The organism is Xanthomonas sontii (assembly GCF_040529055.1).
Taxonomy (GTDB): domain Bacteria; phylum Pseudomonadota; class Gammaproteobacteria; order Xanthomonadales; family Xanthomonadaceae; genus Xanthomonas_A; species Xanthomonas_A sontii.
Window position 1 is genome coordinate 4,280,195 of the sequence record NZ_CP132342.1, and the last position, 12,930, is coordinate 4,293,124.

11 protein-coding genes are annotated in these 12,930 nt (G+C 69.7%); 10 read left to right on the top strand and 1 reads right to left on the bottom strand.

All coding sequences use genetic code 11. The features are described 5' to 3' along the window. Positions 1 to 41 precede the first annotated feature (41 nt). From RAB70_RS17975 to RAB70_RS18000, 6 genes are all read left to right on the top strand, one after another. A complete protein-coding gene (locus tag RAB70_RS17975) occupies positions 42 to 1,718 on the top strand; it encodes a FecR domain-containing protein (RefSeq protein ID WP_225851511.1) in 1,677 nt (558 codons plus the stop codon). Then, a complete protein-coding gene (locus RAB70_RS17980) occupies positions 1,715 to 3,385 on the top strand; it encodes a CHASE2 domain-containing protein (RefSeq protein WP_148827569.1) in 1,671 nt (556 codons plus the stop codon). The genes RAB70_RS17975 and RAB70_RS17980 overlap by 4 nt, the downstream gene beginning before the upstream one ends. Continuing rightward, entirely contained in the window at positions 3,382 to 3,831 is a 450-nt protein-coding gene (locus RAB70_RS17985; RefSeq protein ID WP_148827570.1) for a DUF4442 domain-containing protein, read from the top strand. Before RAB70_RS17980 ends, RAB70_RS17985 begins: the two co-directional genes overlap by 4 nt. A 209-nt stretch (positions 3,832 to 4,040) precedes the next feature. Continuing rightward, on the top strand, positions 4,041 to 4,718 hold the full coding sequence (locus RAB70_RS17990; RefSeq protein ID WP_017910205.1) for a DUF502 domain-containing protein: 678 nt from the start codon (positions 4,041 to 4,043) through the stop codon (positions 4,716 to 4,718). Between the two features lie 5 nt (positions 4,719 to 4,723). Next, complete coding sequence (locus RAB70_RS17995; protein WP_017910206.1) at positions 4,724 to 5,497, top strand: queuosine precursor transporter; 774 nt, start codon at positions 4,724 to 4,726, stop codon at positions 5,495 to 5,497. Between the two features lie 199 nt (positions 5,498 to 5,696). Then, the gene (locus RAB70_RS18000) at positions 5,697 to 7,574 is read left to right on the top strand and encodes a DUF885 family protein (protein ID WP_148827571.1); all 1,878 of its coding nucleotides are present in this window, start codon (positions 5,697 to 5,699) and stop codon (positions 7,572 to 7,574) included. A 506-nt stretch (positions 7,575 to 8,080) separates the two neighbouring features. Here the strand turns inward: RAB70_RS18000 and mmuM are convergent. Beyond that, the gene (gene mmuM, locus RAB70_RS18005) at positions 8,081 to 9,019 is read right to left on the bottom strand and encodes a homocysteine S-methyltransferase (RefSeq protein ID WP_148827572.1); all 939 of its coding nucleotides are present in this window, start codon (positions 9,017 to 9,019) and stop codon (positions 8,081 to 8,083) included. 20 nt (positions 9,020 to 9,039) lie between these two features. Between mmuM and RAB70_RS18010 the strand changes: the two genes are divergently transcribed. The 4 genes from RAB70_RS18010 (at position 9,040) to metG (ending at position 12,875) form a co-directional block, all read left to right on the top strand. Next, positions 9,040 to 9,504, top strand: a complete 465-nt coding sequence (locus tag RAB70_RS18010; RefSeq protein WP_225851512.1) for a VOC family protein — start codon at positions 9,040 to 9,042, stop codon at positions 9,502 to 9,504. Positions 9,505 to 9,506: 2 nt separating this feature from the next. Then, entirely contained in the window at positions 9,507 to 9,896 is a 390-nt protein-coding gene (locus RAB70_RS18015) for a VOC family protein (protein WP_199286304.1), read from the top strand. A gap of 126 nt (positions 9,897 to 10,022) precedes the next feature. Beyond that, positions 10,023 to 10,475 (top strand): DUF2147 domain-containing protein, encoded by a 453-nt coding sequence (locus tag RAB70_RS18020; RefSeq protein ID WP_017910211.1) that lies wholly within the window; start codon positions 10,023 to 10,025, stop codon positions 10,473 to 10,475. A 339-nt stretch (positions 10,476 to 10,814) separates the two neighbouring features. Further along, on the top strand, positions 10,815 to 12,875 hold the full coding sequence (gene metG, locus RAB70_RS18025) for a methionine--tRNA ligase (protein WP_148827574.1): 2,061 nt from the start codon (positions 10,815 to 10,817) through the stop codon (positions 12,873 to 12,875). Positions 12,876 to 12,930: the final 55 nt, after the last annotated feature.

A 12,930-nucleotide genomic window follows, 5' to 3' on the forward strand; every position in this document is an offset into this window, starting at 1 on the left:
CCGCAGGCAGCGCCGGCCTGGTCTTTTGCCGGATGTATGCCGTGAACCAGTTCGATCGCCGCATGGCCTCGCCCACCCGCACCTCGTGGGCAGGCGCACGCAGACTGGCCGGCCTGCTGTGCTGGATTGGCCTGCTGCTCGCCCCCACTGCGATGGCGCAGGACTGGCACTACCGGGTGCGCCCCGGCGATACGCTCTGGGATCTCGGCCGGCTGTATCTGCGCCCGGGCATGGACTGGGCGCGGTTGGGCCAGCACAACCAGGTCGCCGATCCGCAGCGGCTGGTGCCGGGATCGCGCCTGCGGTTTCCGATCGCCTGGCTGCGCGTGCAACCGGCGCCGGCGCGGCTGGTCGCCCTGCGTGGACAGATCAGCGTGCAGACCGCCGACCGGGCGACGCTCTCGGCGCAGCAAGGCATGCCGCTGCCGATCGGCAGCGCCCTGCAGACCGGTGCCGATGCCAGCGCGACCGTGCAGTTCGCCGACGGCTCGCGCATGCAGGTGCGCGAGAACAGCCTGGTGCGCTTCGACCAGCTCGTCCGCTACGGCGCCACCGGCATGGTCGATACCCGGGTGCGGCTGGAGAAGGGTCGCACCAGCAACGACGTCATCCCCGCCACCGGCCCCGCCTCGCGCTACATCATCCAGACCCCGTCCAGCACCAGCAGTGTGCGCGGCACCCGCTTCCGGGTCGGCGCCGGCAGCGACAGCGCGTTCGCCAGCACCGAGGTGCTGCAGGGCGCGGTGCGCGTCGCCGGCCAGGGCGGCCAGCGCCTGCTGCAGCCAGGCGAGGCGGCGCGGGTCGCCACCGGGTCGGCGCCGCGGCAGGAAGCGCTGCTGCCGGCGCCGATCCTGGACCTGGCGCACAGTCGCCTGCAGCGCCCGCCCTACCTGCTCGCCTGGGCGCCGCTGGCCGGCGCCAGCCACTACCGCCTCGAGGCGGTGGATGCGCAGCAACGCGAGGTGCTGCGCTTCGCCCAGGAAACCGAGGCCACCGCACTGGCGCTGGACGCGCTGCCGGCCGGCGACCTGCGGCTGCTGCTGCGCGGCGTCACCGCCACCGGCGTGGAAGGCGAGGACGCCGAGCAGCCGCTGCAGGTCTCGGCCACGCCGCTGCCGCCGCTGACCGTGCAGCCGCTGCACGAGCAGCAACTGCGCATCGCGCGGCCGCGCTTCGCCTGGACCCGCAACCCGGAGGCGACCAGCAGCGTGCTGCAAGTGGCGCGCGATGCGCAGTTCCAGGAGCTGCTGCTGGAGCAGCAGACCGACGCGACCCAGCTGCGCGCGCCGCAGCCCCTGCCGCCCGGCACCTACTTCTGGCGCCTCGCCTCGCGCGATGCGCAAGGCCGGCAAGGCCCGTTCGGGCAGGCGCTGACGCTGCATCTCAGCGATACCCCGGTCGATCCCGGCCTGGCGCCGGCGCAGGCCGAGCGCAGCACGCTGACCCTGCGCTGGCAGCCGGATCCGGACGCACACCATTACCGGGTGCAGCTGGCGCGCGATCCTGCGTTCCGCCGCGACCTGCTCGAACGCACCGTGACCCAGCCGCAGGTCGCGCTGCCGCGGCCGCGCCGCGGCACCTGGTACGTGCGTATCCAGACCCTGGACGCCGACGGCGAGGCCGCGCCGTTCTCGACGCCGCAGACGCTGGACCTGCCCTGCCGCTACTGCAAACTCGGCATGGCCGGCGGCGCGCTGCTGCTGTGGCTGGCGTTGTGAACGCCACGCTGCTGCGACACGTGCTGGTGGCGCTCGTCGCAGCCGCACTGGCCGCGGCACTGAGCCTGGGCGATATCACCGGGCGACTGGACAACGCGCTGTACGACGCGGCAATCGCGCAGGCGCCGCGTCCGGCCGATCCGCGCATGCTGCTGATCGCCATCGACGACCGCAGCCTGCAGGCACTGGGCCAGTGGCCATGGCGACGCGACCTGCACGCGCGCCTGCTCGACCGGCTCAGCGCAGCGGGCACCGAGCGGGTGGCGCTGGATCTGCTGTTCAGCGAGCCCGACCTGCAACACGCCGACGACGATGCGCGCCTGGCCGCGGCGCTGCGGCGCAATGGCCGCACCGTGCTGCCGGTGATCGGCAGCGCCGGCGGTGCGGACATGCCGCAGGAGCTGTTGCCGATCCCCGCCATCGCCACCGCCGCGGCGGCGCTGGCGCACACCGACCTCGCCGTCGATGCCGACGGCATCGCGCGCGGCGTCTACCTGCGCGCCGGGCTCGGCAGTGCGCACTGGCCGGCGCTGGCCGCGGCCCTCACCGACCGCGCGCTGCCGCCGGCGCCGGCCACCACCGACGCACCCTATGCCTGGCATCGCGCGGACTACGTCGGCCTGCGTTTCGCCGCGCCGTCGGCACCGTTCGCGCAGGTGTCCTACGTCGACGTCGTGCAGGGCCGGATTCCGCCGCAGTCGCTGCGCGGACGCCTGGCGATCGTCGGCGTCACCGCCACCGGTCTGGGGCAGCGGGTGATGACGCCGATGTCCGATGCGCGCTGGATGAGCGCGCCCGAATACCAGGCCAACGTCGCGGCGATGCTGTTGCGCGGCGACCCGATCCTGCCGTCGTCGCGCACTGCCCAGGTGGCCGGGTCCACGCTGCTGGTGCTGCTGGCCTGCCTGGGCACGCAGTGCGCCGGTGGGCGCCGACGGCGCTGGCTGGTGCCGCTGGCGAGCATGGCGGTGGTCGCCGGCGGCAGCCTGCTGTGGCTGCTGCTCGGCAGCCGCTGGTTCGCGCCAGGGGCGGCCCTGATCGCCCTGGCCATCGTCGCCGCCGGTCAGTTGTGCCTGCACGCGGCACGCTGGCGCCGCCAGGCGCATCGCGACGCCCTGACCGGGCTGGTGAACCGCCACGGCTTCGAACAGGCGTTCGCCCAGGCGCTGGACGAGGCGCGGCGCAGCGGCCGGCCGCTGACGCTGATCATCGTCGATGTGGATCATTTCAAGCGCTACAACGACACCCTGGGCCATCGCACCGGCGACCGCGCGCTGAAGCTGGTGGCCGCCGCGGTGGCGCGGCATGCGCGACATCCGCGCGAGGTCGCCGCGCGCTTTGGCGGCGACGAGTTCGCCATGATCCTGCCCGCCACCGATGCCGCCGATGCCAGCCGCATCGCCGCGGCGCTGGTCGAGGAGATCCGCGGGCTGTCGCTGCGCGCGCCGAACGGCAGCGTCGCCATCACTGCCAGCCTGGGCGTGCACAGCGCCACCGCGACAGCGCTCACGTCGGAGCGCGCGTTCTTCGAATCCGCCGACGCGGCGCTGTACCGGGTCAAGCGCGACGGACGCGACGGCTACGCGCTCAGCGACGCGCCACCGGAGCACCATACGCATGCGTCTGGTACCCTGCCGCACTCCGATCCACCCACTGCCGCGCAATGAAGCCATCGCTGTTCCGCCTGGGCCTGAACCTGTGGCCGCCGTTCCTGTGCGCCGGCATCCATGTGACCGAACTGAGCGCGGACTACCGCCACGCCCGGGTCGAACTGCGCATGCGTCCGTGGAACCGCAACTACGTGGGCACCCATTTCGGCGGCAGCCTGTTCGCCATGACCGATCCGTTCTGGATGCTGCTGACCATGCAGAACCTGGGGCGCGACTACTACGTCTGGGACAAGGCAGGCAGCATCGAGTTCGTGCGCCCGGGCCGCGGCACGGTCAGCGCGCGGTTCGACCTGGACCAGGCCCTGCTGGACGAACTGCGCGCGGCCACCGCCGGCGGCGACAAGCATCTGCGCTGGTTCGAGACCGACGTCGTCGACGCCCAGGGCGAGGTGGTGGCGCGGACGCGCAAGCAGCTGTACGTCAAGCGCAAGCCGCCGCGTTAGCGCGCCTGCCGCCCGCGGGTTCGCCAAGGCCGGTGCCGCCTCCACGCAGGCCGACACACATCGCTTGCGATACCGACCGCGCCGTCAGCGTGCGCGGCGTCGCGAGGCGGGCCGCATGGGCGGGCCCGGCCCAATCGCAGCTGCACGGCCGCGCCACGAGACCATGCGGCGCCGCACCAACGGCCATCACGCGCCGCTACACTACGCGGATGTCGCCCGATCTCTCCGCTCCCGCCCCCCGCCCGTCCCTGCAACGGCTGTTCTTCACCGGCCTGCTGACCCTGTTGCCGATCTGGCTGACCTGGGTGGTGGTCAAGTTCGTGTTCGTGCTGCTCTCGGGCATCAGCAGCCCCTGGGTGGTGCCGCTGTCGGTGCGCATCGCCGCCTCGTTCCCGCGCGAGCTGGGCTGGGCCACCGCGCAATGGGTGCAGAACACCATCGCCCTGATCGCCACCCTGGCGGTGATCCTGCTGGTCGGCATCCTCAGCCGGCGCATGATCGGCCAGCGCCTGCTGCGCTGGTTCGAGGCCGTGATGCGCCGCATCCCGCTGGCCAGCGTGGTCTACGACAGCGTGCGCAAGCTGGTGGACATCCTGCAGACCCAGCCCGGCAGCACCCAGCGCGTGGTGCTGATCGACTTCCCGCACCGGGACATGAAGTCGGTGGGCCTGGTGACGCGGGTCATCAAGGAACACGGCACCGGCCGCGAGCTGGCCGCGGTGTACGTGCCGACCACGCCCAACCCGACCTCCGGCTACCTGGAGATCGTGCCGGTGGAACTGCTCACGCCCACCGACTGGAGCGTGGACCAGGCCATGAGCTTCATCATCTCCGGCGGCGCGGTGTCGCCGGAGAGCGTGCCCTTCACCCGCACCGTGGACCGCTGACGCCGATGCGCCGCGGCACGCTCGACGATCGCGCGGTCCGGCTGTTCATCGCCCTGGCGGCGTTCTTCTGCGTCAACGCCGCGCTGGCCGAGTTCATCGGGGTCAAGATCTTCGCCCTGGAAGACACCCTGGGCATCGCGCCGCTGAACTGGAACCTGTTCGGGCAGACGGGCTCGATGAACTTCACCGCCGGCACCCTGCTGTGGCCGCTGGTGTTCATCCTCACCGACACCATCAACGAGTTCTTCGGCCGCCGCGGCGTGCGCTTCATCTCCTGGCTGGCGGTGGCGCTGATCGGCTACGGCTTCCTGTTCGCGTTCGCCGCGATCGCGCTGGCCCCAGCCGGCTTCTGGGTCACCGCGGCGCAACACCAGGGCGTGCCCGACTACCAGGCCGCGTTCGCCGCGGTGTTCGGCCAGGGCATGTGGACCATCGCCGGCTCGCTGGTCGCGTTCATGGCCGGCCAGCTGATCGACGTGGCGGTGTTCCACCGCATCCGCAACGTGACCGGCGAGAAGCACGTGTGGCTGCGCGCCACCGGCTCCACCGCGGTCTCGCAGCTGATCGACAGCTTCGTGGTGATCTATATCGCCTTCGTGCTCGGCCCGCAGCACTGGTCGATGCAGCTGTTCCTGGCGGTGAGCACGCTGAACTACATCTGCAAGATGCTGCTGGCGGTGCTGCTGATCCCGTTGCTGTACCTGATGCGGCGGCTGATCACCGATTACCTGACCCCCGAACGCGCCGAACAACTGCGCGAGGAAGCCGCCGCCGACTGAACGCCGGCACACGCGCGAGCGCACCGCACGCGCTTGCGCGCGGCCGTCGTGCAGCGCCGCAGACGCCGATGCCGCCTGGCCCCTCGCGACACGGCGCCCGCCCGCGACAGGGCGGTGGGCGCCCGCAGGCAGCGGCCATGGGTGGCCTCGGCGGTGCGGATCGGGCAAGCTCCCCGCTCGCTTGTCGTTGGAGCCCGCAATGCCGCCCCGCTTTTCCCGCCTGCTGTCCCTGGCCATCGCCACCGCCCTGAGCCTGTCGCTGGCGGCCCCGGCGGACGCGGCCAAGAAGAAGACCACCAAGCAGACCACCGCGCAGACCCGCGCCAAGGCGAGCAAGGCCCGCAAGGCGCGGCCGGCGCCGGCCCCGGTGGTGCTGACCAAGGCGCAACAGCTGAACCGGCTGTACGACGACTACTGGGAAGCCTCGCTCAAGCTCAATCCGCTGCAGGCGACCTTCCAGGGCGACAGCCGCTACAACGACCAGTTGCCGAACTTCCTCTCGGCCGCGTTCCGCCAGCAGTCGCACGACTTCACCGTGGAGTGGCTGGGCAAGGCCGAGGCGATCGGCAAGGACGGACTCAGCGGCCAGGACCTGCTCAGCTACGAGATCTTCGTCGGCGACGCGCGCAACGCGCTGGAGGCGGAGAAATACCCCAGCTGGATGCAGCCGGTGAACCAGTTCTACAACGTCGGCAGCATCATGGTGATGCTCGGCTCCGGCACCGGCGCGCAGCCGTTCCGCACGGTCAAGGATTACGACAACTGGTCGCGGCGCGCGCTCGGCATCCCGGCGCTGTTCGACCAGGCCATCGCCAACATGCGCGAAGGCATGAAGGCCGGCGTGGTGCAGCCGCGCGCGCTGATGGAGAAGGTGCTGCCGCAGCTCGATGCGATCATCAAGCCCACCGCCGAGGAGAGCCTGTTCTGGGGCCCGGTGCGCAACCTGCCGGCGGACATTCCGGAGGCCGAGAAGCAGCGCATCACCGCCGAATACAAGCGCATGATCGAGTACCGGATCATGCCCGCCTACCGCGCGCTGCGCGGCTTCATCGCCACCGAATATCTGCCGGCCACGCGCAATACCGCCGGCATCGGCGCCCTGCCCGGCGGCGATGCCTGGTACGCCTGGAACGTGCGCCAGAGCACCACCACCGACCTGACCCCCGCCCAGATCCACCAGATCGGCCTGGACGAGGTGGCGCGCATCCAGGGCCAGATCCAGGCGGTGATGAAGCAGGTGCGCTTCCGCGGCTCGATGCAGAAGTTCTTCAAGTTCATGCAGACCGACAAGCGCTTCACCTTCAAGAGCGAGGACGAGCTGCTGAGCTACTACCGCGGCCTGGAAGGCCGGGTCGACGCGGCGGTGCCGCGCATGTTCTCGCTCAAGCCCAAGGCCGCGTTCGAGATCCGCCCGGTGGAGCCGTACCGCGCGCAGTCGGCCGCCAGCGGCTCGTACATGCGTCCCAGCGAGGATGGCCGCCCCGGCATCTTCTACGTCAACACCTACGACCTGCCCAGCCGCAAGACCTGGGATGCGGAAGACCTGTACCTGCACGAAGCCATTCCCGGCCACCACTTCCAGCTCGGCCTGCAGCAGGAGCTGACCAACCTGCCCAAGTTCCGTCGTTTCGGCGGCGAGACCGCGTTCATCGAAGGCTGGGGCCTGTACGCCGAATCGCTGGGCAAGGACCTGGGCCTGTACCAGGATCCCTACAACTATTTCGGCTACCTGCAGAACGAGCTGTGGCGCGCGATCCGCCTGGTGGTGGACACCGGCCTGCACAGCAAGGGCTGGACCCGCGAGCAGGTGATCGACTACATGCTGCAGAACTCGGCCACCAGCCGCACCGACGCCGAAGCCGAGGCCGAGCGCTACATGGCCATCCCCGGCCAGGCGCTGTCCTACAAGATCGGCGAGATGAAGATCCTGCAGCTGCGCGACTACGCGCGCGCGCAACTCGGCGACAAGTTCGACATCCGCGAATTCCACGCCGAAGTGCTGAAGGATGGCTCGGTACCGCTGAACGTACTGCAGGAAAAGATCGAGCGCTGGGTGGCGAGCAAGAAGAAGGGGTGAGCGGGAAGCCGCTCCTCCCGCGGAACATGCGACCTGAGGCGTCGCGGGATCGTCGCAGGAGCGGCTTCAGCCGCGATGGGGCCTTGCTGGTGAAGCCCGGTCGCGGCTGAAGCCGCCCCTACGGGAAAGCAGCCGCCGCACGGAGGCAGATAGCACGCCAGTTCCACCAGGACATGAGCGCGCACGAACCCATTGTGGGAGGGACTTCAGTCCCGACGCGTTGTAGTGAAGGGCGTCGGGACTGAAGTCCCTCCCACAGTGCAGCTCCCTGGCATGCCGGCTGCTGCAAGTGCAGCGCGACAGGAGTGGGAACTACAGCGACGTCCCGTTGATGCAATCGCCGTCCCGTTGCGCCCATTCCACTCGGTGCGGATCGCACACCAGTTGCATCAGTGCACTGGGCGCGCATGAACCCCTTGGCCAAGGCGATCGACCAGCGCCGACACCCACTGAAAACCGACGGCGAAGCCATCGTGCCGTCGCGTGCAAGGCGAGCGCCCCCTCCTCTACGACGATGCCAGACGCCGTGCCAGCTGCGCGATGTCCTGCGGCGTGGTGCGGCAGCAGCCGCCGATCAGGCGGGCGCCGGCGGCACGCCAGGCGGCGAGGTGGTCGACCAGGCTGCCGGCATCGGCGCTGTCGGCCTGCCAGCATTTGCGCTCGGCGTCGTAGTGCTCGCCCGCGTTCGGATACACCACCAGCGGCAACCGCGTCAGCGTCGCCAGATGACGCAACGCCGCAGTGGCCAGCGACGGGGCGACACAGTTGACGCCGAGCGCGACCACCTGCGGATGGCCGTCGAGCAACGCCACCACCTCGCGCAACGGCGTGCCGTCGCTGAGGTGCGCGGCATCGCGCAAGGTGCAGGCGAACCAGGCGACACCCTCAGGAAACTCCTCCAGCACCTGCAGCAAGGCCGCCATTTCCGCCAGCGACGGCTGCGTTTCGCAGGCCAGCAACTCCACACCGGCCGCGACCAGGGCCGCGATGCGCGGGCGATGGAAATCGCGCATTCGCGCCGGCGTCAGCGCATAGTCGCCACGGTACTCGGATCCGTCGGCCAAGTAGGCGCCATACGAACCGACCGAGCCGGCAACCAGCAACGGCCCCGCCTGCGGATGCCGCGCGAGATGCGCCTGCCGTGCCTGCTGCGCCAGTTCGACGCTGCGCGCGATCAAGCGTTGCGAGTGCGCGAGGTCGATCCCGCGCGCAGCGAAGCCCTGCGGCGTGGCCTGGTAGCTGGCGGTGATCGCGCACTGCGCACCGGCGGCGAAATAATCCTGGTGCACCTGGCGGATCAGGTCAGGCTGTTCCAGCAGGATCTTCGCCGACCACAGCGGATCGCGCAGATCGCAGCCGCGACGCTCCAGTTCAGTGGCCAGCGCGCCGTCGAGCACCAGGCACCGGTCCTCGGCCAGCAGCGCGGCAAGCGGGTTGTGCGGCATGGCGGCCTCGCAGTGATGGAATGCGCAGTGTCGCAGACGGCACGCGCAGCGGTGCGGCCGCACCGGTGCGCTATGCTTCTCCCATGGATTGCCCCGTTTCGCTCGCCCCGACTCAGCGCATGACCTTCACTACGCTGACACCGATGCTGCGCTGTGCCGACCTGACCACGGCACTGGCGTTTTATACCGAAACGCTGGCGTTTCGCCTCGACAGCGGCACGGTGGCGACGGGCTGGGTGTCGCTGCGGCACGGCCCGCTGGCACTGATGCTGGCTGCGCACCACACAGAGGCCGACACCTCCATTGCCAGCGCCGCCTGCTCGCTGTACTTCCGCACCGACGAGGTCGATGCCTGGTGGCAGCAGCTGCATCCGCATGGGCGCATCGTCTATCCGTTGCAAGACTTCAACTACGGCATGCGCGAATTCGCGATCCGCGATCCGGACGGCCATCTGCTGCAATTCGGACAGGCGCTGTGCCGATGAGCCTGACCCTCGATGGCCTGCACCACGTGGCGATCATCGCCTCCGACTACGCGCGCTCCAAGGATTTCTATTGCCGCCTCCTCGGCCTGCCGGTGATCGCCGAGGTGTATCGCGAAACCCGCGACTCCTGGAAGCTGGACCTGGCCCTGCCCGACGGCAGCCAGCTCGAACTGTTCTCGTTCCCGACCCCACCGCCGCGACCGAGCCGCCCGGAAGCCTGTGGGCTGCGCCACCTGGCGCTGCGCGTGCGCGACCTGGACGCCGCCGTCGCGCACCTGCAGGCGCACGGCGTGGAGGTCGAACCGATCCGTGTGGACGAGTACACCGGCCGCCGCTTCACCTTCTTCGCCGATCCCGACGACCTGCCGCTGGAACTGTACGAAAACGGCTGAACGCCCACCGCCGGCCACGCTGAACCGCATGCCGCAGTGCGGATTCCCAGCACCATACGCTTGGGTATACAGTCGGATCAGGCCGGCATCGCGCCGGCCGCACCGGACATCCCTCGGGAGGGGAACATGCGCACGACCTTCAAGACCCTGATGCTGGCCCTGCCGCTGAGCGCGGCGGCATTCATGGCGCACGCCGCCGACACCTCGCCGGTCGGCCGCTGGCAGACCATCGACGACGAAACCGGCAAGCCCAAGTCGATCGTGCAGATCGAACAGGCCGCCAACGGCACACTGAGCGGCAAGGTGGTCGAGATCCTGCAGTCCAACCACGGCCCCAACCCGATGTGCGACAAGTGCGACGGCGAGCGCAAGGGCAAGCCGATCAAGGGCATGACAATCCTGTGGGGCCTCAAGCCCGACGGCACCGCGGTATGGGACGGCGGCTCGGTGCTGGACCCGGCCAAGGGCAAGACCTACAAGGCCAAGGTCACCCTGACCGACGGCGGCAAGAAGCTGCAGATGCGCGGCTACATCGGTATCGAGGCGCTGGGGCGGACGCAGACCTGGATCAGGGAGTGACGGAAGCCGGGAATCGGGAGTGGAGAATCGGGAATCGTTAAAAGCGGCATCTGCCGGCCTGATCCCACCCCACTCCGACAAGGCGCCTGCAAAGGCGCCTTTTTCGTGGCCCATCGGCTCGCGGGCGGCCGCTCTTGCGAGTCCCCATTCTCGCGAATCGGGAATGGGGAATCGGGAATCGCAAAAGCGGCATCTGCTGGCCTGATGCCACCCCACTCCAACAAGGCGCCTTTTTCGTGGCCCATCAGCTCGCGGGCGGCGCTCTTGCGATTCCCCATTCCCGATTCCCCATTCCCAGCTCCATGCAATAATCCCCGGCCCCCAGAAACGCCGGCCGCCATGACCACCGCTCTCGTCACCACCGCCCTGCCCTATGCCAACGGACCGCTGCATCTGGGGCATCTGGTCGGCTATATCCAGGCCGACATCTGGGTGCGCGCGCGGCGGCTGCGCGGCGACCGCACCTGGTTCGTGTGCGCCGACGACACCCACGGCACGCCGATCATGCTGGCCGCGGAGAAGGCCGGGGTCACCCCGGAGAGCTTCATCGCCGCCATCCAGGCCAGCCACGAGCGCGATTTCGCCGCGTTCGGCGTGGCCTTCGACCATTACGACTCGACCAACTCGGACGCCAACCGCGCCCTGACCGAGGCGTTCTACGCCAAGCTCGACGCCGGCGGCCACATCGCGCGGCGCTCGGTGGCGCAGTTCTACGACCCGGCCAAGGGCATGTTCCTGCCCGACCGCTACATCAAGGGCATCTGCCCGAACTGCGGCAGCGCCGACCAGTACGGCGACAACTGCGAGGTCTGCGGCGCCACCTATTCCCCGACCGAACTGAAGGAGCCCAAGTCGGTGATCTCCGGCGCCACGCCGGAACTGCGCGATTCGGAGCACTTCTTCTTCGAGGTCGGCCGTTTCGACGGCTTCCTGCGGCAGTGGCTGGCCGGCGACGTGGCCCTGCCCGGGGTCAAGGCCAAGCTGATGGAGTGGCTGGACAGCGAAGGCGGCCTGCGCGCCTGGGACATCTCCCGCGATGCGCCGTACTTCGGCTTCCAGATTCCCGGCCAGCCGGGCAAGTATTTCTACGTGTGGCTGGACGCGCCGATCGGCTACCTGAGCAGCTTCCAGACCCTGTGCGCGAGCCTGGGCGAAGCGTTCGAGCCGCACCTGGCCGCCGGCACCGCCACCGAACTGCACCACTTCATCGGCAAGGACATCGTCAACTTCCACGGCCTGTTCTGGCCGGCGGTGCTGCACGGCACCGGCCACCGCGCGCCGACGCGGCTGCACGTCAACGGCTACCTGACCGTCGACGGCGCCAAGATGTCCAAGTCGCGCGGCACCTTCGTGATGGCCCGCACCTACCTGGACGTGGGCCTGGAGCCGGAAGCGCTGCGCTACTACTTCGCGGCCAAGTCCTCCGGCGGCGTCGACGATCTCGACCTGAACCTGGGCGACTTCGTGGCGCGGGTCAACGCGGACCTGGTCGGCAAGTTCGTCAACCTGGCCAGCCGCTGCGCCGGCTTCATCGACAAGCGCTTCGGCGGCACGCTCGCCGACGCGCTGCCGGATGCGGCGCAGTACGCGCGCTTCGTCGCCGCGCTGGCGCCGATCCGCGAGGCCTACGAGCGCAACGACCCGGCCAGCGCGATCCGCCAGACCATGGCCCTGGCCGACGAGGCCAACAAGTACATCGACGAACACAAGCCCTGGGTGCTGGCCAAGCAGGACGGCGCCGAAGCGCAACTGCAGGCCGTGTGCACGCAGGGCCTGAACCTGTTCCGGGTGCTGGCCGCCGCGCTCAAGCCGGTGCTGCCGCGCACCTGCGCCGAGGCCGAGGCGTTCCTGTCGGCCCCGCTCGGCGCCTGGGAAGACCTCGACGCCCCGCTGCTGGCGCACGCCATCCAGCCCTACGCCCCCCTGTTCACCCGTATCGACCCCAAGCTGCTCGACGCCATGACCGACGCCTCCAAGGACACCCTCGCCCCCACTCCAACTGCCGCGCCCCCCGCCAAGCAGGAAGCGAAGGCCGCCACCAATCCCCAATCCCCAATCCCCACTCCCGGCGTCATCGGCATCGACGACTTCGCCAAGCTCGACCTGCGCATCGGCAAGGTGCTGGCCTGCGAGTTCGTCGAAGGTTCGGACAAGCTGCTGCGCTTCGAACTGGACGCCGGCGAGCTGGGCAAGCGGCAGATATTCTCCGGCATCCGCGGCAGTTACGGCGAGCCGGAGAAGCTGGTCGGCCGCAGCGTGGTGTTCATCGCCAACCTGGCCCCGCGCAAGATGCGCTTCGGCCTCAGCGAAGGCATGATCCTGTCGGCCGGCTTCGACGGCGGCGCCCTGGCCCTGCTCGACGCCGATAGCGGCGCGCAGCCGGGCATGCCGGTGCGGTAAGGCCGGGAAAGGAGAATCGGGAATCGGGAATCGCAGAGCTGCAGCCCGCCGCCAG